25 protein-coding genes are annotated in these 25318 nt (G+C 37.3%); 10 read left to right on the top strand and 15 right to left on the bottom strand.

Annotated features, from left to right (window positions below):
- Nucleotides 1-17 precede the first annotated feature (17 nt).
- The 7 genes from H4J69_RS06915 (at nt 18) to H4J69_RS06885 (ending at nt 5765) form a co-directional block, all read left to right on the top strand.
- Entirely contained in the window at nt 18-812 is a 795-nt protein-coding gene (locus tag H4J69_RS06915; RefSeq protein ID WP_310733592.1) for a septal ring lytic transglycosylase RlpA family protein, read from the top strand.
- Between the two features lie 102 nt (nt 813-914).
- The gene (locus H4J69_RS06910; RefSeq protein ID WP_182215016.1) at nt 915-2102 is read left to right on the top strand and encodes a serine hydrolase; all 1188 of its coding nucleotides are present in this window, start codon (nt 915-917) and stop codon (nt 2100-2102) included.
- A gap of 173 nt (nt 2103-2275) precedes the next feature.
- Nucleotides 2276-2539: a DUF493 family protein YbeD gene (gene ybeD, locus H4J69_RS06905; protein WP_070376102.1), complete on the top strand. Its 264-nt coding sequence runs from the start codon at nt 2276-2278 to the stop codon at nt 2537-2539.
- Nucleotides 2540-2681: 142 nt separating this feature from the next.
- On the top strand, nt 2682-3305 hold the full coding sequence (gene lipB, locus H4J69_RS06900) for a lipoyl(octanoyl) transferase LipB (protein WP_220463210.1): 624 nt from the start codon (nt 2682-2684) through the stop codon (nt 3303-3305).
- Nucleotides 3295-4263 (top strand): lipoyl synthase, encoded by a 969-nt coding sequence (gene lipA, locus H4J69_RS06895; protein ID WP_182215017.1) that lies wholly within the window; start codon nt 3295-3297, stop codon nt 4261-4263. The genes lipB and lipA overlap by 11 nt, the downstream gene beginning before the upstream one ends.
- 247 nt (nt 4264-4510) lie before the next feature.
- Nucleotides 4511-4891, top strand: coding sequence for a GntR family transcriptional regulator (locus H4J69_RS06890; protein WP_070376099.1), 381 nt, complete (start codon nt 4511-4513; stop codon nt 4889-4891).
- Nucleotides 4892-4901: 10 nt separating this feature from the next.
- Entirely contained in the window at nt 4902-5765 is an 864-nt protein-coding gene (locus H4J69_RS06885) for a hypothetical protein (RefSeq protein ID WP_182244705.1), read from the top strand.
- Nucleotides 5766-5843: 78 nt separating this feature from the next.
- On the opposite strand, the gene H4J69_RS06880 is transcribed toward H4J69_RS06885, so the two are convergent.
- The gene (locus H4J69_RS06880) at nt 5844-7244 is read right to left on the bottom strand and encodes a hypothetical protein (protein WP_070376097.1); all 1401 of its coding nucleotides are present in this window, start codon (nt 7242-7244) and stop codon (nt 5844-5846) included.
- Between the two features lie 132 nt (nt 7245-7376).
- Nucleotides 7377-7709, bottom strand: coding sequence for a PBPRA1643 family SWIM/SEC-C metal-binding motif protein (locus H4J69_RS06875; RefSeq protein WP_182171187.1), 333 nt, complete (start codon nt 7707-7709; stop codon nt 7377-7379).
- A 219-nt stretch (nt 7710-7928) separates the two neighbouring features.
- Here H4J69_RS06875 and H4J69_RS06870 point away from each other — a divergent pair, with 219 nt between their 5' ends.
- A complete protein-coding gene (locus H4J69_RS06870; protein ID WP_182222088.1) occupies nt 7929-8672 on the top strand; it encodes an EAL domain-containing protein in 744 nt (247 codons plus the stop codon).
- 209 nt (nt 8673-8881) lie between these two features.
- Here H4J69_RS06870 and H4J69_RS06865 read toward each other — a convergent pair whose 3' ends face one another.
- The 13 genes from H4J69_RS06865 to trmJ all read right to left on the bottom strand — a co-directional run bounded on the left by H4J69_RS06865 (nt 8882) and on the right by trmJ (nt 21086).
- Nucleotides 8882-9466, bottom strand: a complete 585-nt coding sequence (locus tag H4J69_RS06865) for a YceI family protein (RefSeq protein WP_182222087.1) — start codon at nt 9464-9466, stop codon at nt 8882-8884.
- Nucleotides 9467-9501: 35 nt separating this feature from the next.
- Nucleotides 9502-10065 carry a cytochrome b gene (locus H4J69_RS06860; RefSeq protein ID WP_182244717.1) on the bottom strand — a complete coding sequence of 188 codons (564 nt, stop codon included), beginning with the start codon at nt 10063-10065 and terminating at the stop codon, nt 9502-9504.
- 160 nt (nt 10066-10225) lie between these two features.
- Nucleotides 10226-10855, bottom strand: coding sequence for a cob(I)yrinic acid a,c-diamide adenosyltransferase (gene cobO, locus H4J69_RS06855; protein WP_070376094.1), 630 nt, complete (start codon nt 10853-10855; stop codon nt 10226-10228).
- A 168-nt stretch (nt 10856-11023) separates the two neighbouring features.
- A complete protein-coding gene (locus tag H4J69_RS06850; protein WP_182244703.1) occupies nt 11024-13411 on the bottom strand; it encodes an EAL domain-containing protein in 2388 nt (795 codons plus the stop codon).
- Nucleotides 13412-13661: 250 nt separating this feature from the next.
- Nucleotides 13662-14000, bottom strand: coding sequence for an ISC system 2Fe-2S type ferredoxin (gene fdx / locus H4J69_RS06845; RefSeq protein ID WP_070376092.1), 339 nt, complete (start codon nt 13998-14000; stop codon nt 13662-13664).
- 21 nt (nt 14001-14021) lie between these two features.
- The gene (hscA, locus tag H4J69_RS06840; protein WP_182215027.1) at nt 14022-15884 is read right to left on the bottom strand and encodes a Fe-S protein assembly chaperone HscA; all 1863 of its coding nucleotides are present in this window, start codon (nt 15882-15884) and stop codon (nt 14022-14024) included.
- A 115-nt stretch (nt 15885-15999) separates the two neighbouring features.
- Nucleotides 16000-16530 carry a co-chaperone HscB gene (gene hscB, locus H4J69_RS06835; RefSeq protein ID WP_182215029.1) on the bottom strand — a complete coding sequence of 177 codons (531 nt, stop codon included), beginning with the start codon at nt 16528-16530 and terminating at the stop codon, nt 16000-16002.
- A gap of 106 nt (nt 16531-16636) precedes the next feature.
- Nucleotides 16637-16960: an iron-sulfur cluster assembly protein IscA gene (gene iscA / locus H4J69_RS06830; RefSeq protein ID WP_070376089.1), complete on the bottom strand. Its 324-nt coding sequence runs from the start codon at nt 16958-16960 to the stop codon at nt 16637-16639.
- 15 nt (nt 16961-16975) lie between these two features.
- A complete protein-coding gene (gene iscU, locus H4J69_RS06825; protein ID WP_070376088.1) occupies nt 16976-17356 on the bottom strand; it encodes a Fe-S cluster assembly scaffold IscU in 381 nt (126 codons plus the stop codon).
- Nucleotides 17357-17425: 69 nt separating this feature from the next.
- Nucleotides 17426-18640, bottom strand: a complete 1215-nt coding sequence (locus H4J69_RS06820; RefSeq protein ID WP_070376087.1) for an IscS subfamily cysteine desulfurase — start codon at nt 18638-18640, stop codon at nt 17426-17428.
- A gap of 32 nt (nt 18641-18672) precedes the next feature.
- The gene (gene iscR / locus H4J69_RS06815) at nt 18673-19185 is read right to left on the bottom strand and encodes a Fe-S cluster assembly transcriptional regulator IscR (protein ID WP_070376086.1); all 513 of its coding nucleotides are present in this window, start codon (nt 19183-19185) and stop codon (nt 18673-18675) included.
- 172 nt (nt 19186-19357) lie between these two features.
- On the bottom strand, nt 19358-20164 hold the full coding sequence (cysE, locus tag H4J69_RS06810) for a serine O-acetyltransferase (RefSeq protein ID WP_182215031.1): 807 nt from the start codon (nt 20162-20164) through the stop codon (nt 19358-19360).
- Nucleotides 20165-20279: 115 nt separating this feature from the next.
- Nucleotides 20280-21086, bottom strand: coding sequence for a tRNA (cytosine(32)/uridine(32)-2'-O)-methyltransferase TrmJ (trmJ, locus tag H4J69_RS06805; RefSeq protein ID WP_182215033.1), 807 nt, complete (start codon nt 21084-21086; stop codon nt 20280-20282).
- 351 nt (nt 21087-21437) lie between these two features.
- Here trmJ and suhB point away from each other — a divergent pair, with 351 nt between their 5' ends.
- Together suhB and H4J69_RS06795 are read left to right on the top strand one after the other, a co-directional pair.
- The gene (suhB, locus tag H4J69_RS06800) at nt 21438-22241 is read left to right on the top strand and encodes an inositol-1-monophosphatase (RefSeq protein ID WP_070376083.1); all 804 of its coding nucleotides are present in this window, start codon (nt 21438-21440) and stop codon (nt 22239-22241) included.
- 170 nt (nt 22242-22411) lie between these two features.
- Nucleotides 22412-25279, top strand: a complete 2868-nt coding sequence (locus tag H4J69_RS06795) for a pitrilysin family protein (protein ID WP_182244701.1) — start codon at nt 22412-22414, stop codon at nt 25277-25279.
- Nucleotides 25280-25318 lie beyond the last annotated feature (39 nt).

Below are 25318 nucleotides of genomic sequence, written 5' to 3'. Positions count from 1 at the left end.
ATAAAAAGAATCTGCCAGTGAAAATACAACTATTAATGATCACGCTTTTAGTCTCGATTTCTGCCTGCAGTGTCAATACCGGACGCTATCAACAACACAAAGATAGTATGCCCAGCCGAGCGCCTACGGCAAGTGAACTTATTAATATTACACCAAGAGCAGAGCCCCATAGTAGAGGGGGTAATAAAAGCCAATATCAGGTGCGTGGTAAAACTTATTCAGTATTAAAAAGTGCTGAAAATTTTAGCCAAACGGGTATTGCTTCTTGGTATGGCGAAAAATTCCATGGTCATTTGACCTCAAATGGTGAAATTTATAATATGTACGCTATGAGTGCGGCTCATAAAAATTTACCCCTACCCACTTACTTAAAAGTAACTAACAACGCCAATAGTCAATCAGTAATTGTTAGAGTAAATGACCGTGGACCATTTCATCAAAACCGTATTATTGATTTATCGTACAGCGCGGCTTATAAACTAGGTATGATGAAAACAGGCGTGGCTAATGTAACGATCACTGCCATTACTGATTTTGCTGTTACTGAGATAAAACAAAAACTGACTGAAAATAACTTACCTACAGATAGCGAACAACGTAAATATATTCAAGTTTTCGCCACTAAGAATGAAGTCCTTGCCAATAAAACAGCCCAAGCCCTAGAGAATTTATATCAAATAAATACCATAATCCCAATGAACGATGGCCTTTTTCGTGTACAAATCGGCCCAATCAACGATGAAGAGGCGTTAAACACCCTATTGACCAGTTTAAAAAAATCAGGTTATCCAAAAGCATTCAGTCTGAAGTAATCATTCGTAACAATTTGCCACGATAGCACCATAGCAATCAGTAACAAAGATGGTATACTGCTGAAAAATTCTTCTTTTATCATTCAGTTTCGTAGGAATATTATGACTTACCCATTAGCTAAAAAAACGGCTAAAACCTCAACAAAACTTCTCTGCCTTTTAGGCGCAATTTCTTTAACTTTTTCATCTTTTTCCCAAGCGTTAACCATTATTCCATCACCACCAGAAGTTAAAGCAAAAGGTCATATCCTTATTGACTTCAATACCGGTAAAGTTCTTGCAGAGAGTAATGCCGATGCTTTGTTAGCGCCAGCCAGCTTAACAAAGATGATGACCAGTTATATCATAGGTAAAGAATTAGCAAGTGGTAATATCAACAACACTGACTTAGTCAAAGTCAGTGAAAAAGCTTGGGCAAAGAACTTCCCTGGTTCATCGCTTATGTTTATTGAAGTTGGTACCGAAGTTTCTGTAGAGTTATTAAATCAAGGGATTATTGTCGCTTCAGGTAATGATGCTTGTGTTGCTATGGCTGAACATATTGCCGGTAGCGAAGGTGCATTTGCTCAGTTAATGAATGGTCATGCCGCACAACTAGGGATGAGTAGTAGTTACTTTGAAAACAGTCACGGTTTAGACAGCCAAGAACACAAGACAACACCTCGTGATATGGCAACACTAGCAATGGCACTTATTCGAGATGTACCTGAAGAATATAAAATTTACAGCCAAAAAGTCTTTAGTTATAACAATATTAAACAATACAACCGTAATAATTTATTATGGGATAAAAGTATGAATGTTGACGGTTTAAAAACCGGTCATACCGCTCAGGCAGGTTACAGTTTAGTTTCATCCGCTACTAAAGGTGGAATGCGCTTAGTCAGTGTTGTTATGGGTACGGAAAGCGAACGAGCAAGAAAAGTTGAGAGTAAAAAGTTACTTAATTATGGCTTTCGTTTCTTCGAAACCTATACCCCTTATAAAGCGGGTGATAAGTTTGCTACCAATCGAGTTTGGATGGGCGATGTAAAAGAAGTCGACTTGGGTATTTTACTCGATACACCTATTACAGTCCCGCGTGGTCAACGTAAAAATTTAGCCGCCAGTATTGAACTTGACCAACAATTAAAAGCGCCGTTAGCTAAGGGAACCGTTGTTGGTAAACTATTTTTACGCTTAGACGGAGAAGACATCGCAGAATACCCGTTAGTAACTTTGCAAGAAGTTAATGAAGGCGGCATGTTTAGCAAGTTAGTCGACTATGTGAAACTACAATTTGTGAACTAGTTAGCAAATAAAAAACCTTGTAATTTTAAACTCGGCTCATGCCGAGTTTTTTATTATTAAGACAAAATTGTGATTAATAATAAAAGCGGTAAATACAATGATCACATTTTATTTGATTAATGATAAAATACCCCCAGATTGACTATTGACCAAGTACTATTTAGAGAGAGAAAATGAAAACCAAGTTTGATGAATTATTAGAATTTCCGACCGTACTTAACTTTAAAGTTATGGGCGTTGCTTGCGACGAATTACCTGATTTAGTGATTAATGAACTACAAAAGCATGCACCCGGTGATTACTCTCCTAAAATTAAAGCCAGTTCGAAAGGGACTTACCATTCGCTTTCAATTGCGGTGACAGTTACCAGTAAAGAGCATATAGAAACAATTTATACAGAATTAACGGCTATTGATATCGTCCGCTACGTTCTTTAAAAAAATTACGCTTTAGCGTAACGATAATAACCTTAGTATTTGTCCGGTGTATTCCTATTATTATTTGGATATAATCGGCATCAATAGAATTAAGTGAAGTATAAACTTGAAAAATTCGTTAATCATTCGACAACTTGCCACTATGGACTACACCAAGGTTTGGCAAGGGATGCAAAAATTTACCGATGATCGTAACGAAGACACTCAAGATGAACTTTGGTTAGTCGAGCATCCAGCCGTTTTCACACAAGGGCAAGCAGGTAAAGAAGAACACTTGCTAATGCCGGGTGATATAGAAGTAGTAAAAGTAGATCGTGGCGGACAAGTGACTTATCACGGCCCTGGTCAACAAGTTATCTACTTTATGATCAATTTACGTCGCCGAAAAATGGGCGTGCGTGATTTAGTAACGCTACTTGAAAATGGCTTAATTGCCGCATTAGCTGATTTTAACATTATCGCCAAAGCTAGACCTGACGCACCAGGGGTTTATGTTGGCGAAAAGAAAATTGCATCGTTAGGTTTACGAGTGCGTAAAGGTTGCTCTTTTCACGGTTTGGCACTGAATGTAAATATGGACTTATCGCCCTTTCTTCGGATAAATCCTTGTGGTTATCAAGGACTAGAAATGGTGCAAACAGCCGATATCAGTCAATTAACAGATACTGCTCAAGCAGGTGAATCCTTAGTAAAACACCTCGCTAAATTATTAAATACCAATAATATCAGTTATAAAACTGGTTGGGACGAAATGAATGACCACTAAAACAACTCGAGTTATCCCTGGCACAAAAATGCGTGATGCAGAAAAAATGGCGCATATCCCTATTCAAATTGTGCCCTCAGAGCGTGAAACCATGCTTAGAAAGCCTAAATGGTTACGTATTAAACTACCTCGTACGACAGAACGGATTGACAGTATAAAAGCAGCGCTACGTAAACATGACTTACATTCAGTCTGTGAAGAGGCTTCTTGCCCAAACTTATCCGAGTGTTTTAACCACGGTACCGCCACTTTTATGATCTTAGGTGATATCTGTACACGCCGTTGCCCTTTTTGTGATGTTGGCCACGGTCGTCCTTTAGCCCCTAAAGTTGATGAGGCTAAAAAGTTAGCACTAACACTTAAAGATATGAAACTGAAATACGTGGTGATCACTTCGGTTGACCGTGATGATTTACGTGATGGTGGCGCTCAACAGTTTGCTGATTGTATTAGTGAAATAGCCATACATGCACCAAATACTAAAGTTGAGATTTTAGTCCCTGATTTTCGTGGTCGCATGGACCGTGCCTTAGAAATTTTAAATGCTAATCCGCCACATGTCTTTAATCATAATTTAGAAACCGCACCGCGTCTTTATACCAAAGCACGTCCAGGCGCTAACTACCAATGGTCGTTAGATTTACTGAAAAAATTTGGTGAAGCCAATCCTGCAGTACCGACAAAGTCAGGTTTAATGGTTGGCCTAGGTGAAACAGACGAAGAAATTTTACAAGTTATGCGCGACCTCAGAAGCCATGGCGTGACTATGCTTACCATTGGTCAGTATTTACAACCGAGTAAACATCATTTACCGGTAGAACGCTACGTTCACCCTGATGTTTTCGATATGTATCAAGCTGAAGCGATTAAGATGGGCTTTAACCATGCAGCCTGTGGGCCTTTAGTGCGTTCAAGCTATCATGCTGATAAACAAGCCGCAGGAGAAGAAGTTAAGTAATCCCCTTTGTAAATAACCTTAAGCCTGAATATCTCGATATCACTGATATCACCGAAATATTCAGGCTTTATTGTATACGACCTCTGTACCCACACATCCACGCAAGAACTTGATTTTATTAAAATAAATCACAAACACTTTTCTTAACACCTCAATAGTTCAAAAAACAAACTATTTTTACTTGCCTTGATCCAGGTTATAGTTGTACCATCACCACACACGGAACAACTGGAGCAGAGAAAGAAATATGGAAATTACCATTAATATAGAAGATCCGATGCCGTTATTTACACAACTCGTTGAACAAATAAAATCAGCGGTTATTAGCGATAAGGTTAGACCGGGAGACCCACTTCCTTCGATTAGACAATTGGCTAATGATTTAGAGCTCAACAGTAAAACTGTTGCTAAAGCTTACAAATTATTAGAACGAGACTTAGTCATTCAAAGCAAAGGTTATCGAGGTACCTTTGTTCACCCTGATGCAATCGTAAATAGTAAGATGGATTTAAATGCTGATGTTTTAGCACAGTTAGATAATGCTATTTCTGCCTGTAAAACGGCAGGGGTAACCGACTCAGAAATACGTATTGCTTTTAGTAGTGCAATGAACAGTAAAAACAATTAAGGAGCAGAAGATGTCTATTAACATTTTATTTTACACATTATTTTTAAGCCAAATTATACTCATTTCATACTATTACCCTAAGCAAATAATTAAAAAAATTGATGGGGTTTTAAAAAAATTTCCGCCGGAGAGTTATCCAAAACTTTACCCTGAGTCAACTGAACAGGTGAACGTAGCTAAGGTTAGTTATCGATTACTTAATCAAATAATACTGGTTATTGGTCTGATATTACTGGGGTTCTATGTTTTGATGTCAAAAGATTATAGTGATAAGCAGAAATTTGCAGAAGGATTGCCCTTAATGTTTGGTATGGTGCAGTTTATCCCCTATATGTTGTTAGAAGTCTCTGGGTGTAAACAATTTAAACTGATGAGAAAAGCCAATAAGCGTACCAGTCGTACCGCAGATTTGACCCCACGTCACTTGTTCAATTATGTTTCACCTTTATTGATTATTTCAGCTGTGGTGTTATTATTTTCGTATATTTTATTTGATTTATATATTCATAATTTTGCGATTACCAGCGACTTCATAATTAAAATAGTAACACTGAGTTTGGTACATGCACTCTTTATTGGTTTAGCCGTTTGGCACCTTACCGGCAAACGTTTAGATCCCCACCAAGCGGTGAAGGATAGAAGTAGTCAAACTCAATTTGCTTTGCAATCAATGGGCTCAGTGAGTATTTTCTTAAGCTTATTTTTAATGGCAAATACAGCAGTTGATGTTTATCAACTAGGTTATATGGAGATTATTATTAACAGTATCTACTTTCAAGTTATTGCCTTTGTTGGTATTGGCGGTATGCTTAGAACCGTTAAAATAGAGACGATTGATTTTGATGTTTATAAGGCCGATAATTCGATAGTTTAGCGATTGATTAACCGCTAATTTTATTACGGCCGGTTCAACGACAAATAATATATTTGCAAATAAACTGGCCAACTTATACTAAAGTGGATTTCCTTCAAAATTTTGTTCTGATTTCATCCCTTCGATGTTAATGATTTTCGAACGATTCATTGTTATTTTAAAACGCTGAATGTATTGTTTAGTTTTATTACCCGGTATTTTTTGCTCTTGCACGACCGCTAAATTTATCTGATAACGTCGTTCGACACCTTGATTAGATATCTTGCTGCCATCAAGAGCATATAAACGCCCTTCTCCTTTTTTCAAAAAACGCACAAAAGGTGTTAAATTAAAAAACATCTGGTGCTGAATCTCTTTAAAGCCAGGGATAAACTCTTTAGCAATAACTTTTGAATTACAGCGAAAATGTAAGAGTTGTGCCGCTTGCTTGTTTTGTTGACGGCGTTGTTGAAAATGTTTATTAACAATATCAGGTAAGTCTTTGTTCTTAATATAATCAAGCCATAGGGTTTGCATAGACATTTTATTTTTAGACATACTATCGGTAAATACATGCTGCCACTTAGGGCGTCCTCGCTGAATTTTTCGCCAAAGATAGCGTGTGAGATCATCCTTAAATATTTCACGGACACCATAAATCACCCCTAAAAAAGTGATCAATACTAAAGTTACTTCGTTAAATGCTGAGCGAGCGTTGAGCACAATTGACATCACGAACGCCATAACGACAGCGGTAATACTACCACGAACTAAGCGTCTTAGATTATTGTCTAGGTCATGAGTGGTTCTTTTAAAGACCACACCAAATTCACTTAATCGCTGCAACAAGCGCATTTTGTTAGTGATACGATTTGGGTCTGCTAGCGTAATTTTTGAATTATACTGGCGCTCTGTTCGGTAATTATTTTCTTGGCGACACAAGGCAAACAACACCTCTCGGGTTTCTGAATGCTCTGAGCTTTTTGGTCCATTGGCAAGCAAATTAAGAAATGACTGTTCGGTGTACCAGCTTAAATAATTATCTACATTTTCAAAGTAAGAACTTAGTTTTTGATCTAAAGGAGTATAGCGGCGCAGTTTTTTTAACAAGCTTTGTGTTTGATCAACCAATTCAAGTGCATATTGATAAAAAATTTCGATATCTTTTTCTTGTAGGGCTTGCTTGATATCTGTTTCGAGTGCGACCCTAAATTGATAAGAAAATAAATTTAAGTTACTGCGATAGTCGCCCTGATCACCCTTTTTTTGACTTATAAATCGGCTACGAACTAAAGGTAAATGCACTTGGCGAGAAAAGTAAGCACTATGGCTTCGGATACTGCTGTGAAAGTAATTATCTTCACTGAGGGTAATAGCATTAATGCCCATTTCTTCGGGAATAGAAAAATAAAGATCAAAACGTTGTGATTCTTGTGGTGATAATTGCTGGCTAACTTTAAATGATAAATTTTCATCTTGCGTTAAGCTGATTTTTTTCACTTAATGATCCTCTCCTATTAACAACAACTGAGGGGTAAGTATCTGTCAATTTTACTCTTTTTACCATAATTGCTTTAATAAAAAAGGCCGAGAAATAATTTCTCAGCCTTTTTTATTAAAACTATGACTCATTTATCCACAGCATTTTTTATATTTTTTAGTACTTCCACAAGAACAAGGATCGTTTCTGTTCGGTGTTTTATCAAAACGCTGTGTTTTAGGGACATTTAATGCCGCTTCTAGCTCAACAATATTTTCTTTTACATCAGCATTAATTTCAATGTTAGCAATAAAATTGTGCTCAGTAACAATAGCGATAACTTCTTGCTGCCTTTCTTTTGATGCAACAACGAGCATTAATGGTTTTGCTGCACTACCGAGCTTAACGCCGCGATTAGGTTTATAACCTGCACTGCCGTGAGTGCCCATAACATCAGGAGTACCGCGATAAAAAAATTTAGACATAAAAGCACCTTAATTGAATGTGAGTGCCGAATAATCAGCCATTAAAAAATTCGCGCGAATTCTAACAGCTAAACGTAATTTTAGCTAAATTTATATGTTTCTATAGAGCTAATCTTATTAACAATATAACCAATAACTTCACATGATAATGATTATCATTTACAATACGACTATATTTAAGCTGTTGGACAGGTTAGTCCTATGGCAACCTGATCATTTATGAAAACTAAAACTCATCTTCCACCCTCCACTTTGATAGATCTGATGGAAAGTCAGCGCTATGGCGTTGAATATCAGCCTATTGTTTGCATCAAAAGCCAAGAAATATTTGCCTATGAATGTTTATCACGGTTTTTTACTAAAGATAACTTAGCGATACGACCTGATCTTGTTTATTCTTCTTTACATGACAGTCCACTCAGTTTGTTTCAAGTAGAATACCAACAAAAAAAATTACAACTCGCCTATGCTCCCAGTAAGGTAGACATTTTTGTTAATTTAGACCAAGACTCTTATTTTTCAACGGGGACTTTAAAGGATGACAATCCATTTTTGAAATTATTTAAAGATTTTAAAGATTTTAAAAAATCTAAAATCATTGTTGAGCTCATCGAAAATTCAGAAATAAATGACGCTATTATGAGCTTAGCGATGATTGATAACCTATCAAAAAATAACATTCATACCGCTATAGACGATCTCTGTAATCCACAGTCTATGGTGTCGATGGCTGTGATTCAGCTTGTTGAATATATCAAACTTGACAGATATGTCGTCACTAATAGGTCTAACCGTAACTTTATGTTACTCGTTGAGTCGATGATCAACTATGCGCGAAATACCGGTAAAAAGGTTATCTTAGAAGGCGTAGAAACCGCAGAAGATTTATGCTTTGCAAAACAATTAAATGTTGATTTTGTTCAAGGCTTCTTTTACCGAAAACAATTTAAAAAGGTAAGTTAATCCATAAGAATCGTCTTGTATTATTTTCAATAAAAATATAAATAAACACAATAAAACTATTACTGTTTATAAATATCACCGATAAAATCGCTGTGATTTTACAAAAATAAAGCCAGCACTGATGCTGGCTTTATTTTTATCAAGTAAATTAATATGATTATCTGATAAAGTCTAAAAATAAAAACATCGGTAAGACGTTTAACCAATGACTATTTTCTGATGCCTTCTATATGTAATTCTAATTCAACATGTGATGAAGCAGGTCCTAACGTGTCTGGAATACCAAAATCAGCTAAACCAATTTTTGTTGTTCCACTAAAGCCAACACGGTAACCACCCCAAGGATCTTTACCCTCACCAATTTTTATCGCGTCAATAATAATGGCTTTACTAACACCGTGTAAGGTTAAAGTGCCGTTAATTGCTAATTTATTTTGACCATTATCAGTAATGCTAGTGCTAACGAATTTTGCACTACCAAACTTATCCACATCAAGAAAGTCATCACTACGGACATGCTTATCACGTTCGCCATGGTTAGTATTTAAGCTGGTGGTATCCACCAACATTTCAATTTTAGCCGTAGATAAATCAGCTGCATCATAACTAAAACTGCCACTAAATTTATCAAAACGTCCCGTTAACCAACTGTAACCCAAATGCTTAATTTTGAAGTTAACGGAGGCATGCGCGCCTTTGTAATCTACGATGTAGTCTGCTGCATTAACTGTTGGAGTGAAAGCAGATGTCATAAGTAGCGTTGGCAATATTGAGGCAAGTAATAATTTTTTCATGTGAGTCCTTTTTTATTTAATCGTATGAATAAAGTCTATTTATTGTTTAAACGCTGATAACCAAGCATTCTTGTTAAGGTGTTATCTTTATCGATAAAATGATGCTTTAGCGCTGCTAATGCATGTAAAACAACAGAACACATCAATAAGTAAGCAAGATATTTATGCACCGCACCGGCAAGATCTTCTTGATTAGTAAACAGCTCACCAAAACTCATTATGGATATCAACTGAAAAACTTCGATTGCACGTCCATCAGCCGTAGAAATTAAATAACCACAGATCATTAAAATAAACAGTGCAGTATACAAAAATAAATGCATAAAATGTCCAAGTATTTTTTCTGTATCGCTATGTGTTTTAAGCGCTTTTGGTTTTATCTGAGCGCTGCGCCAAATCAAACGAAAAATCATTACAAAGAACAAAAGTATACCAATACTTTTATGAAGATCAGGCCCTTGTTTATTCCAAGGATTGTAATAATCGAGATCAACCATCCAGTAGCCTAAAGCAAAGAGTCCAATAACGGTTAACGCAACGGACCAGTGTAAAAAGATACTGACCCAGCCATAGTGCTTTGTGGTGTTTTTGATGTTAATTTCGATGTTCATTAGCATATTACTATTTAGTTTACTGTTAATAATACTACAGGGGTTTCGTGAACAGATTAAGTCGCTAAAGCGTGATTCATTGTTTCCATATAGCTTCTAATTGAGTCGATAATATAACGAAACCCGTGCTTTTAGTAGATTACCTACTTTACCAGTCAAGTCCTTTTTGTGCTTTAACGCCAGCTTTAAAAGCGTGTTTAATTGGTTGAACTTCAGATACGGTATCAGCCAACTCGATTAAACGGCGATGGCAAGCACGTCCGGTAATAAGTACATGCTGCATTTTAGGCCTATTATTTAATGCCTCAATAACTTCGTCTAGTTCAATATAGCCATAAGTCACCATGTAGGTCATTTCATCAAGTAAAACAATATCAAGCGTTTCATCACTCAACATTTCTTTACTTTTTTGCCAAGCGACTTTTGCTGCTGCTACATCAGTTTCGGTACTTTGTGTTTCCCAGGTAAAGCCGGTTCCCATAACATGGTGCTTAACAGCAAATTGCTTGAGAATATTCATCTCGCCACATTCCCATTGAGTGCCTTTAATAAACTGCACCACGCCAGCTTTTTGGCCGTGACCAATAGCACGCAATACCGTACCAAAACCAGAGGTACTTTTACCTTTGCCATTACCCGTTATTACTACAAAAACACCGCGTTCTTCTGTTGCTTGAGCAATTCGTTGATCAACGTTGGCTTTAATTTTCTTTTGGCGTTCAATATGTTTTTTTTCTTTAGCCGCTGCTTTATCAGCCGCCGAGGGTAAATCACTCATATTATTTCCTATTTAACGGTATCTATTAAAGAACTCGGCGCTTTAATCTTTTTATAAATTATTTATAATTGCAAAGAGGTTTAAAATTAGGGTATTTTAATTTAACAACAAACTTTCTTTTATGGCTTAACATCGTTTAACTAGTGGATGATGATTAGCACATAAACCTTAGCTTACTCTGTTTAAGAAGAAGCGTTTAAAGTCGCTCTCAAGTAATGGCTTAGCAATATGATATCCTTGCCCTAAATCGCAACCAATTTCTTTAAGCTTCTGATATTGTTCCGCAGTTTCAATTCCCTCTGCGGTAGTTTTAATCTTTAACGATTTAGCTAAATTAACCACAGCTTCCAGTATCAAGACCTTACTATTGACTGCATTTAAGTCGTCAACAAAGCTTTTATCTATTTTTAAAAAGTCTAAAGAAAATTGGTGTAAATAACTTAGCGATGAAAAGCCGGTTCCAAAATCATCTAAGGCGACTGGGATATTAATACTTTTCAAAATGTCTAAATGGTTTTTGACCGCGTCAACGTTTAGGATGAGGCTTTCTTCAGTGATTTCTACACATAAGCGATCAGTAATATCTGCAGATTTTAGGTGCTGGTCTTGTAAATAGCCAATAAAGTCTTTAGATGCAAATCCTGATGTTGAAACGTTAACACTCAACTTAAATTGTTTTGGTAACCAGTCAGCCCATAGATTTAATTTACTAACCGCAAGCTTGAGCATATACAGATCAAGCTGTACTATCTGACCTGATTTTTCTAAAATTGGAATAAAAAAATCGGGATACAAAAGCCCTAATTTAGGATGCTGCCAACGTACGAGTATTTCAGCACCAATAACCTTGCCACTGTCAAAATCAATCAAGGGTTGGTAATTACCAATAAACTCTGAATTTTTTACCGCATTATCAAAATCATACTCAACTTTGACATTGGTTGATTTATTTTGTTCTTCGAGCGCTTCGAAGAAAACATACTGATTACGCCCTTTTAACTTAGCTTGATACATAGCATGATCGGCATCAATCAATAATTGTTCTGCGCTTTCACTCGAATTGTTATAAGTCGCTATACCGATACTAACACTGCTAAAGATATTCAAACCGTCGATATTGAAGGCAGAAGCCGTAGCAACAAGAATACTTTCAGTTATACGACAGATAGTCTCATAATCAATTTTTCCATCAAGTAGTATGGCAAATTCATCGCCGCCTAAGCGAGCTAACGTATCCGTATTTCTCAACCTAGTCATTATTGCATGCGCTATACCAATCAGTAATTTATCGCCAACGTGATGACCATAGGTATCATTAATTTGCTTAAACCTGTCGACATCAATAAATAATATCGCTATATTGTCTTGGCGATTATTCTGGCAATGTAAAAATGCATGTTGGGTTCTATCTTTGAATAGCGAACGGTTCGGTAAATTGGTTAAAGGATCATGTAAGGCTAAAAATTGTAACTTTTGTTTAGCTTCCATTCTTTCGATGGCATTATTGATATGCTTAGCCACAAACATTAACAATTGTTTGTCTTTTTCTTGAAATAAGAATTCAGTACTATAACTTTGTACGACAACTATGCCTTTATTTATCCCACTTCCAAAAGGCACCCCTAACCAAGCTTTGGGGATGTTACCACGAATATAAATGGCTTTTTCATCAAGCATCTTTTGAATATCTGCTTCATATAATAAAGAAGGCTGGTCTTTAGCTAACGCATAACCGGTAATACTTAAAAAATGAGGATCGATATTAATACTAGTAAACGTTGATCTATCATCAAACTCATCAATAGCATAAGGAAAATCTATTGTTAGCCCATCATTTTTTAATAGCGCAACAAAAAAATTTTTCGCCAAGGTCAGTCTGCCAATACACTGGTGCAAATATTGATAAAACTCATCAATATTTTTAGTTTTAAAGATGATTTCTGCTATTTCAAACAGTGCATCTTGAATTTTATTAGCATACTCTAAATTTTCTATTACCTCTTCTAGGCCATCGACTTTAATAATTTGAGAAATTTTCATTGCGGTAATTGTTGCTAACGCAGTGAGTGTTTTCAGATGAAACTCAGTGTAAAAATTAACACTGGCATGTTCAGAATCAATAACACCTAATAATTGCTGCTTAAATAAAATAGGAACTGCTAACTCAGATAAGGTCGTTTCATCCTCAACAATATAGCTTTCAAACTCACGGGTATCTTTTACCAATATTGGTTGTTTGGTCGCAGCAACTTTCCCTATAACGCCTTCATTAAAAGGTATGGTCATAGAATTAGACGAAGTATCTCTTATGGAACTAGTCGTGATTACACCATCATTGAAGGATTTTTTTTTGTCAAAGCCCGACATTCGACTTAGCGTCATACCCCCTGAATCTAAGGTGTAAATAACGGCATCTTCAAAACCTAATTTTTCGACAATATTTTGAGCTAAATATTGCCAAATTTCACTTGGGGTATTTAATAATAATATATCAGTCGCAAACTGATTAGTGATGGTTAAGCTTTTTATCGTTTCTGATTTAGATAGTTCGGACAAATTCATTATGCCTAAAGTTATTTTTAAAATATATTCACTATTATTAAGCGATTACAACACATAAATATTCATGGTGAGTAGAGCAAATTTTTAATGTCCTGTCTATTTATCTAAGTAATACAGTTGATTTAGCCGTACGGAAAGGTTGACTAAAGCCCTCCTCTAAAAAATAGTTCTAGCGGTGCTACAACAAAAAAGGGCAGTAACATTAACATGTTACTGCCCTATCTATCAAATTGACAAAAAATGACTAGTGGTTTTCAGAAACCATATTGACCGTATATTTTGGGATTTCAACAACTAAGTCTTCATCGCCAACCAGCGCTTGACAGCCTAAACGAGATTCAGGCTCTAATCCCCAAGCTCTATCTAGCATGTCATCTTCAAGTTCATCACTTTCTGCAATTGAATCAAAACCTTCACGTATGATCATATGACAAGTGGTACAAGCACATACTTTTTCACAAGCATGCTCAACGCCAATATCATTACGCAGTGCAACGTTAAGTACACTTTCGCCCTTTTCTGCCTCAACCACTGCACCATCTGGGCATAAGTCTTCGTTAGGAAGGAATATAATTTTCGCCATTTTCTTAGCTCCTAAAAGTTTTTAAACTTCGTCTACTGAATGTCCTGCTAGTGCTGTTTTTATCGAAGAATCCATACGACGTTCAGCAAAAATAGCGGTACTTTCATTTAATATTTCAATAGCTGCTTCAATATCATCGGCAACCGTGCTTTGGGCAATCTTCGCTAAAGCGGTTATTGCGTTATTTATTGTGGTAATTTCGTCATGATTTAGTAATGCGCTGTCATTAATCAGTGCCGATTGTACTGATTCAATAACTCGTGAGGCTTCAACTTGTTGTTCTTTCAACATACGCGCTTGTATATCTTGCTGAGCATTGCTCATTGAGTCTCTGAGCATTTGAGTGATTTCTTGCTCTTCTAAACCAAATGAGGGTTTCACCGTGATACCTGTTTCAATACCTGTTGACTTTTCCATGGCTGACACTTCTAATAAACCGTCAGCGTCAACTTTAAACGTAACACGAATGTGAGCAGCACCGGCAGTCATCGCTGGAATACCACGCAATTCAAATCGAGCTAACGAACGACAATCTTCAACAAGCTCACGCTCACCTTGCAACACGTGAACAGCCATTGCCGTTTGCCCATCTTTAAAGGTCGTAAACTCTTGTGCTTTAGCAACGGGAATTGTCGTATTTCTAGGAATAACTTTTTCAACCAATCCGCCCATCGTTTCTAGGCCGAGTGATAGAGGAATAACATCAAGTAACAAAATATCGCTGTCGGGCTTATTACCCGCCAAAATATCGGCTTGAATCGCAGCGCCAATGGCAACCACTTTATCGGGATCAATAGACGTTAACGGTAAGCGATTAAAATATTTTTCAACCTGTTGGCGAACCATAGGAACACGCGTTGAACCACCAACCATCACCACTTCAATGACTTCATCAACGCTAATATCGGCATCTTTTAATGCGCGTCGACAAGCACGTAATGTTTTAGTTACTAGAGTATTAATTAAAGACTCAAACATCACACGATTAACTTCGCCATGTTTTTCATCACCATTTTCTAGCGTTAATGAGAAACTAATAACTTCATTTTCTGTCAGTTGTTCTTTGACGTAACAGGCTTGCTGTAACAATTGACGCTCTATGGTTGCTGACAATGGTCGTTGCAAACCCGTCTGTTCGATAATGTGGTCAACAAGAAGATTGTCAAAGTCATCACCACCTAGCGCTGAATCACCACCGGTCGCTAATACTTCAAAGACACCTTTATTGAGACGTAAGACTGAAATATCAAAGGTACCCCCGCCTAAATCATAAACAGCAATAATACCTTCTTTGCCACTGTCTAAACCATAAGCGACCGCAGCGGCTGTAGGCTCATTAAGTAAACGTAAAACTTTTAGATCAGCAAGTTTTGCCGCATCTTTGGTGCTATGGCGCTGGGCATCATCAAAGTAAGCAGGCACGGTGATAACAACACCAGTCAACTCACCACCTAATGCATGTTCTGCACGTTGTTTTAAACTTTTTAATATCTCTGCCGATACTTGCACTGGGTTTACTTCACCAGTACGTGTAGTGATGCTTGGATGACTTTCATCACCTGAAAAAGAATATGGTAGTGAAGGGTATTTTTTACGGATATCAGCTAATGAACGACCAATAAGGCGCTTAGCTGAAACAATAGTATTTTCTGGATCACTCACCGAATGTGCTTTAGCGGCATGGCCTACTAATACTTCATTCGCTTGGTAACTCACCACTGAGGGTAATATATCTCGACCTTCGCCATCAACTAAGGTTTCAGATAAACCACTTTTAACGCTGGCGATAAGAGAGTTAGTTGTACCTAAATCAATACCTGCGGCGAGGCGATGTTCATGAGGAACCGTGCTTTGGCCAGGTTCAGCTATTTGTAATAACGCCATTTTTAGACTCTTTTATATTCGATTACGATTAACGGGCGGTATGATATTTCATTGTAAATAAAAAAACATCGATTTGCTGTTATTTTATTAAACTAAAATTCATATGAACTAACGATCAGTCGTCATTGAAAAGTTGATCTTCTAATTTATCGAGATCGACGCGTAACTTTTGATAAAACTTTAACTTTCGTAATTTATCACCTGCCAATAAGTTTGACTGGATGGAGTTTTCATCAAGCAAGGTATGCATCTCTAAAGCGAGTTCTTCAAAGCCGGTATTTAATACTGCAGCATAATTTAGAATGGCAGCTTCATGGTCGTCAGCATGCTTAACATCGTCAAGCATTTCATGTAATTCCATTTGGCGCATTAAAAAACTGTTATCACTAAATGAAGCTTGTTCATTTGGCTGATCACTTTCTCGCAATGTTAATAGATATTGTGCACGTTTCAAGGGGTGTTTTAGTGTTTGATAGGCATCATTAATTAAGGTTGATCTTTTAACCGCGACTAATTGCTCTTGACTAGAAGCATGAGCGAACTTGTCTGGATGTACTTTTTTTTGTAGTGTTTGGTAAATATCAGCTAATTTATGAACATCGAGTTCATATTGCTCTGTAAAACCGAAAATCTGAAAATAATTCACAAAAACTCCAGCGAACGACTTAACATTAAGTCGTTCACAAAATATATACCACTGCGACTAAGTTACTTGCTACTCAGCAATATTTAAAAGGCTTAGAGACTTGGTATTAAACGTTAAAGCTTTCACCACAACCACACTCGCCTTTGGCATTCGGGTTTGTGAATTTAAAACCTTCGTTTAGACCTTCCTTAACAAAATCAACTTCAATACCATCAAGGTAAACTAAACTTTTTCCATCGATAATGATATTCACATCAGAGATTGAAAACAACGTATCATCTTCATTTAACTCATCAACAAATTCCATCACATAAGCTAAACCAGAACATCCCGTTGTTTTAATACCAAGACGTAAACCGAGACCTTTGCCTCGATTGGTAATAAATGACTGAACACGGTCTGCTGCGTCTTTCGTCATTGTAACACTCATAAATAACTCCGATGTTTAAGCAGTTTTACTGCGGTAATCTTCAATCGCTGCTTTAATAGCATCTTCAGCTAAAATAGAGCAATGAATTTTTACAGGCGGTAAAGCAAGCTCTTCGGCAATAGCAGTATTTTTAATTTTCCCTGCTTCGTCGATTGACTTACCTTTTACCCATTCAGTCACTAATGAACTTGAGGCAATCGCAGAACCACAACCATAAGTTTTAAACTTAGCGTCTTCGATAATACCGTCAGCGTTGATTTTTAGTTGTAGCTTCATTACGTCACCACATGCCGGTGCGCCAACCATTCCTGTTGCTACTTGTGGATCATTTTTATCCATTGAGCCAACATTACGTGGGTTTTCATAGTGATCAATTACTTTTTCTGAATAAGCCATGATTTCTCTCCTAATAACGATGAACGAAACAAAATGCCCGCTCATCAGTAAAATTTTTAGTGGGGATGCTTAGTGAGCAGCCCATTCAATTGAGTCTAGATCAATACCGTCTTGGAACATTTCCCAAAGTGGTGACATATCACGTAAATGCCCAATTGATTTTTGAATAAGTGTAATCGCGTAGTCTACTTCTTCAGTCGTGGTAAAACGGCCAAAGCTAAAACGAATTGAACTATGTGCCATTTCGTCATTTAAACCTAAAGCACGTAGAACATACGAAGGCTCTAAACTAGCTGAAGTACATGCAGAGCCAGAAGAAACCGCTAAATCTTTAAGCGCCATAATCAAAGACTCACCTTCAACAAAATTAAAACTTACGTTTAAGTTACCCGGATAGCGATTATCAAAATCTCCGTTAACAAAAACTTGTTCCATGGTGTTCAAGCCAGCCCATAAACGATCGCGCATTTCAGTTACGTGAGCGATGTCTTGAGTAATTTCTTCTTTGGCAATGCGACAAGCTTCACCTAAACCAACGATTTGATGCGTTGGTAATGTTCCACTACGCATACCGCGTTCGTGTCCGCCGCCATGCATTTGAGCTTCAAGACGAATACGAGGCTTACGACGCACATACATAGCGCCCATACCTTTTGGACCATAGAATTTATGTGCTGAAATTGACATTAAATCAATTTTCAACTTTTCCATGTCTACTTCGATTTTGCCAACACTTTGTGCGCCATCAACATGGAAAACAATTTTACGTGCACGACACATTTCGCCGATTGCAGCAACATCTTGAATAACACCAATTTCGTTATTAACATGCATGATGCTAACTAATACAGTGTCATCACGCATAGCTGCTGCTAATTTATCAAGGTCAATCAAGCCATTGCTCTCAGGATCTAAATAAGTCACCTCAAAGCCTTGGCGCTCTAGTTCGCGACAAGTATCTAAAACAGCCTTATGCTCTGTTTTACAGGTGATAACGTGCTTACCTTTTTTACGATAAAAGTTGGCAGCGCCTTTAATGGCTAAGTTATTTGACTCGGTAGCTCCTGAGGTAAAAACAATCTCACGAGGGTCGGCATTAAGAAGCTCTGCGACTTGATTTCGTGCAATATCAACCGCTTCTTCAGCTTGCCAGCCAAATTTGTGTGAACGAGATGCAGGGTTACCGTAAAAACCGTCAGTAGTCATATACTGCATCATTTTTTCTGCAACACGTTTATCTACAGGTGTTGTAGCTGAGTAATCAAAATAAATAGGAAGCTTCATTCGCTAACGTTCTCCAGTTTGACAACACGCATTTAGTGCATGTCGTGCATAATATTCTTGGTTTTAATTAATGTTTCTAATGACGGCATAACTTTGTTTGCTCGCGCATGCGCTTTGTCTTGTCGTCTAGACACTAATTTCACATTGCGTTGCTCGACAAGTTCGGCCAACGTTATGTTTTTTAAAAAATCTTCGATTCGGTCACTTAAACCTTCCCACAACGTATGGGTTAAGCATTCGTCACCGTTTTGGCAATTACCTTTACCGTCACATCTCGTCGCTTTAATAGATTCATCAACAGCATTGATAACATCAGCAATCGAAATTTTTGCAGAACACATCCCTAAGCGATAACCTCCGCCAGGACCTCTAATACTATTTACCAAGCCATATTTTCTTAACCGAGAGAATAGTTGTTCTAAATATGACAACGAGATCCCCTGTCGCTCTGAAATATCGGCTAAAGGTACGGGTCCAGTTACTGCATGTATTGCTACATCTAACATAGCAGTTACGGCGTAACGCCCTTTTGAAGTCAGTTTCATTGTGTGCCCCTATCGAATCGTTAGCAATTCTACATAACCTTATAAAATAGTCAACTAAATACCCGACTGTTTTACTCAAGTATTCTACACCTGTTGTAAAAATAAGCAATTAATAGCCAATACCTTAGTTTGATAGGGATCAAACATCGGGTAACTCATCAATTATTTTCTATTAAATTTCGGGATCAAATGACTCCACACGTTTTTCTCGACGTTTAGCTGCCGCTATTTCATCGTCAATAAATTCGCCAACTCGAAGTTCAGGTAGATCCTCTTGACACACTTCACCACCAAGATGATTGACTTCTTTACATAAGTCAGCGACTTTTTTATCCATTAAGTGCATATGATCAAGGACTCGCCCAATAGCTTTAGCGACAGGATCAGGATTATCCGCAGATACCGCATAGGCATCGAACCCAAACTTTTTAGCCACTTGGTCACGTTGTTCTTTTTCTGACTGGCTTTTTTCATTAACAATACGTGCCGGAATACCAACAGCTGTTGCATTAGCAGGCACATCTTTCACCACCACAGAGTTTGAGCCAACTTTACCGCCTTTACCGATAGTAATGGGGCCAAGGACCTGAGCTCCTGCACCGATAACCACGTTGTCTTCTAATGTTGGATGACGTTTACCGGCATTCCAGCTTGTGCCTCCTAGAGTAACACCGTGATACAAGGTAACATCGTTACCAATCTCAGCGGTTTCACCAATAACAATCCCCATGCCATGGTCAATAAAAAAGCGACGTCCAAGTGTTGCTCCTGGATGAATTTCAACACCGGTTAACCAACGTGAAAATGTTGATAAGCTACGCGCAAGTAAATACCAGTTATTTTTCCACAACTTATGGCTCAAGCGATGGATCCAAATGGCATGCATACCAGGATAATTGGTGAGAACTTCTAGCGTATTTCGAGCGGCGGGATCTCTATCAAAGACACTTTTAATATCTTCTCTGATACGGCTGAACATATTTCTATCCTTCTATATATTGGTTAAGGCAAGTACCAATATATACCCGTTATCGGTCAAAATGCAGAATTTAGAAGGCACTTTGCATCGAAACGGGTACGATTGCTTACTTTTATTATTCTTTGTTTGCTTCTTTATCATTAGCTTTAGCGGCTCTTTGCACTGAAGCTAAGATTCCACGCATCATTTTGACTTCTTTAACATCGGGACGGGCACGATTAAATAAGCGGCGTAACTTAGTCATCACTAAACCTGGATGACTCGGCGTTATAAAGCCGGTTTCTTTTAAAGCATCTTCAAAATGTTGATAAAAGCGCTCAGTTTCGTCCATGATCGGATACTCGTCTTCATCAAGCGTCTTTTTGGGTAAATTTTTACTTAAATTTTCGCCTTTTGTTTGAAATGCTTTTTGTTGATCAATTAAAAAACTGGTCCGCACTTCATAACTTAAGGTTTGAACCGCCATCGCTAAGTTCAATGAACTGTAATCAGGATTGGCTGGGATCTGCACATGAAAATGACAAAGTTGTAATTCGTCGTTAGTTAAACCACTGCTTTCACGACCAAAAACTAAAGCAACTGGAAAGTTATAGGCTTCTTCGACAAGTTTTTCTCCACAGCCTCTTGGCTCCAACATTGGCCAAGGTAAAGTACGAGAACGTGCGCTGGTGCCAACAACTAAACCACAATCACTAATAGCTTCCGCTAAAGTAGCAACTACCTTGGCATTTTTTAATACATCAGTAGCCCCTGCAGCTAAAGCTTGTGCTTGACCATTTGGCATTTCAATAGGATCAACTAATATAAGTTCACTTAACCCCATTGTTTTCATAGCGCGTGCGGCTGAACCAATATTACGACAATCGGAAGTATTAACTAATACAATCCGAACATTACTTAAAAGTGATGATTGCTCTGACATTATCTTAAATTACTCAATTTATAGTTAATTTATAAAATAAATTATACCTACTGGTATTAACTATCTAGATGGCTAAAATTAACAATAATATTATCATAGAACATTAACCTTGTGCTGAGAAAAAATCATCAAATTTATTGAAAATGGTTAGTGCGAAAAATTATGTGTTAGTTATTAAACATCTATGAAATTTTTTCTTTGATATTTTATATAAAAAACAATGTCGCTAATTACTGATAACTTTGCTATAATTTTCGCGCTTGAAAATCCGCTCGGCGGCAAGCCTCGTTCTTTATAAAAGTTGTTATACTGTTTAATTCTATTTACAAATATGTAAAAGGTAGTCTCTATATGCATCCTATGCTTAATATTGGTATTCGCGCTGCGCGTAACGCAGGTAAAGTTATTGTTCGTGCCATCGAACAGTTAGATAAAGTTGAAGTTCAAGCAAAAGGGACAAATGATTTTGTCACTAGTGCTGACCTAAGCGCTGAAGAAGCCATTATTGAAACATTAAAAAAATCATACCCTAACCATACAATTATTGGTGAAGAATGTGGTGTGATTAAAGGAAAAGATGACGACTTCCAGTGGGTTATTGATCCAATAAACGGTACAACGAACTTTATTAAAGGCATTCCACATTTTTCAGTGTCTATTGCTTTGAAAGTCAAAGGTAAATTAGATCAAGCCATCATCTTTGATCCATCTCGCGGTGAACTTTTTACTGCTAGTCGTGGTAAAGGCGCACAACTCAATGGCTTTCGTATTCGCGTAAAACAACATAAAGAACTCTCTGGTGCAATTGTTGCCACAGGTTTCCCATTTAAGCACAAGCAACACAGCAACGCTTACTTAGAAATGTTTAAAACATTATTTACTAAATCATCAGATCTTCGCAGCTCAGGCTCTCCAGCTTTAGATTTAGCTTATGTCGCTGCCGGACGTGTTGACGGATATTTCCAAATTGGTTTAAAACCTTGGGAATCTGCTGCTGGTGAATTATTAATTATTGAAGCCGGTGGTTTAGTCACTGATTTCGTTGGCGATCACAACCATACTGTTTCAGGTAATATTGTTGCTGCTTGTCCTCGTTTATTAAAAACTATTCTAAAAGATATCCGCCCTCACTTAGGTGAAGCGTTAAATAAATAGTCACAGTTTACATAAACAGATTTGAAAGAAGCGCTTACGGCGCTTTTTTTATACCTTGGTAATATTTATTAACATTAAATTTACTTTATATCGTTACTTTTATTGGTGTTTGGATAAATAAAAGGCACAATATCAGCAATATTATTAATCATTAAAATAAGGTTTCACTCATGAAGTGGGCAGCGCTAAGCTTTTCATTATTAACCGTTCTTGCGAACACTGGCTGTAATACAGCAGAAAAATCAATTAACTCAGTAACAATAAGCCAACAATCAGATCAGACTAATGTGGTTGATAGCACTATAAATATTGAATATAGCAAGTTCGTCTTAGCTAACGGTTTAGAAGTTGTATTTCATATAGACCGTTCAGACCCAGTTGTTGCTGTTGCATTAACGGCACATGTTGGATCTGCTCGTGAAACACAAGGACGAACAGGCTTTGCTCATTTATTTGAACATTTGCTCTTTCTCGAGTCTGAAAACCTGGGTAAAGGTGGATTAGACAAAATGAGTGCCCGTATTGGCGGCTCAGGTGCAAACGGCTCGACTAGCCGCGATAGAACAAATTATTATCAAACTGTCCCCAATGACGCTTTAGAAAAAATGATCTGGGCTGAAGCTGACAAATTAGGTTTTTTTATCAATACGGTGACCGAAGAAGTACTCGCCAAAGAAAAACAAGTGGTTAAAAATGAAAAAAGACAAAGTTATGACAACCGCCCTTATGGTCATACACAGTATGTTATTGATAAAAATCTTTATCCAGAGAGTCACCCTTACAACTGGCAAGTGATTGGTTCATTATCTGATTTACAAAACTCAACACTTCAAGATGTTAAAGATTTCTTTAAAAGCTGGTATGTACCCAATAATGTTACCTTGGTTATTGCCGGTGACTTTGATGAAGCACAAGCAAAAGCTTGGGTACATAAGTATTTTGATGAGATTAAGGCGGGTAATGAAATAACGCCCCTCGCCAAGCAAGCTGCAAATCTAACAACAACCAAGAAAATTTATCATGAAGATAATTTTGCTAAGTTACCCGAACTCAGCCTAACTTGGCCGACAGTCCCACAATATCACTCAGACAGTTACGCATTAAATGTTTTAGTTGAATTGCTCAGTGATGGTAAGAAAGCCTTACTCAATAAAAAGCTAATTGATGAATTAACCTTAACCTCTCGAGTAACCATGTATCACTACCAATCAGAGTTGGCAGGCCAATTAATGGTAAAGGTACGAGGCTTTGAGAACACTGACTTAAACCAGATTGACCAAGCAATTAGTCAAGCACTTAGCGAGTTTGAAAAAAAAGGTTTTAGTGATGAAGATCTTGCTACGATTAAGGCAGGTCAAGAAACAGCCTTCTATCGTGGGCTTTCAAGTGTATTAGGTAAGGGCTTTAAATTAGCACAATATAATATTTTCACTCAGGATCCTGGTTTTATTAACCAAGAAGCTAAAAATATTTTAGCCGTCAACAAAGCAGATGTTTTACGTGTTTATCATCAATATATTAAAGACAAAAGTTTTGTTGCCACCAGTTTTGTACCGAAAGGCCAAAAAGACTTAGCATTAGAAAACTCTATAAAAGCACAAATTATTGAAGAAAAAATTGTCGCTAACGCAGAGCAAAGTTTTGATGCTGGCCAGCAATCACGTTATGTAAATACCCCTTCAAGTTTCGATCGAGCGAGTGAACCTAAATATGGTGAAGCCCCAACGCTATCGGTACCTACCGTTTGGCAAAGTCAGTTAAGCAATGGGCTACATTTTTACGGGATAAAAAATAGCGAAGTCCCTTTAGTACAGCTTGAGATAACGGTTGCTGGTGGCTTATTATTTGATGATATACAAAAAGTCGGTGTCGCCAACTTAGTCGCTGAAATGATGAATAAAGGGACCAAGTATAAAAGCCCTCAACAACTAGAAGAAGCGATTAATAAACTTGGCGCTACCATTAGTATTTATGCAACTCAAGAATCAATAAAGCTATCAGCCAGTACTTTAGCAAGAAACTATCAAGTAACTGTCGACTTGATCACAGAGATGCTCTTAGCACCTCGTTGGGATGAAAAAGAGTTTACTCTCACCAAGCAAGATATTATTAGTCAAATAATACAACAGCAAACCAACCCCAACCAATTGGCTAATAACCAAATGAATAAATTACTTTATGGTAAAACTCATATTTTATCGAATAACTTATTAGGGACATTATTGTCTGTTGAGGAAATCACTTTAGCTGATTTAAAAATATTTTATCAAACAAAACTGTCGCCAAATTTAACGGATATTCATATTGTTGGCGATATCGATGAAACAAGCGTATTAACGGCTTTTAAAAAATTAGAAAATAATTGGCTTAATACTAAAGCTGTTTTGCCTAAGATGTTACCAGCAGCGCTACCCACATCATCAACCCTATATTTTTATGATGTGCCCGATGCTAAGCAATCGCAGTTGAGAATTGGCTTCCCAGCCTTAAATGCTATGCATAAAGATTTCTATAGTGCTCAAGTGATGAATTATATTCTAGGCGGCGGTAGTTTCGCTTCAAAACTCACCCAAGAATTACGTGAAGGAAAAGGTTATACCTACGGCGTGCGTTCAAGTTTTAGCGGCAGTAAATCAAGTGGCGAGTTTATCATTAGCAGTGGTGTGCGCACCAATGTCACATTAGAGGCTACAGCATTAATAAAATCGCTGGTAGAAAATTATCAAACTGATTTTACTGACCAAGATTTAGCAACTACTCAAAGCTATTATTTAAAGAGTAATGCGAGAAAATTCGAAACATATAGCGCTAAACTGACCATGTTAGAAAATATTAGCCAGTACAACTTGCCGATAAACTATGTATTAGCACGAGCAAAATCAGTTGAAAGCTTAACTTTGGCTAACGTCAAGTCTTTAGCCAATCAACATTTACACCATCAACAAATGATTTACTTAGTGGTAGGTGATGCAAAATCGCAACTACCACGTCTAAAAGCATTAGGTTTAGGAGAACCTATTCTTATAAATGCTAATTAATTAGAAAGATGAATGTCAGCCTAGTGATTAACCACTAGG

Source organism: Colwellia sp. BRX10-9, assembly GCF_014077405.1.
GTDB lineage: Bacteria > Pseudomonadota > Gammaproteobacteria > Enterobacterales > Alteromonadaceae > Colwellia_A.
The sequence above is the reverse complement of the archived record's forward strand: the minus strand, read 5'-3'. Positions and strand labels throughout refer to the sequence as shown.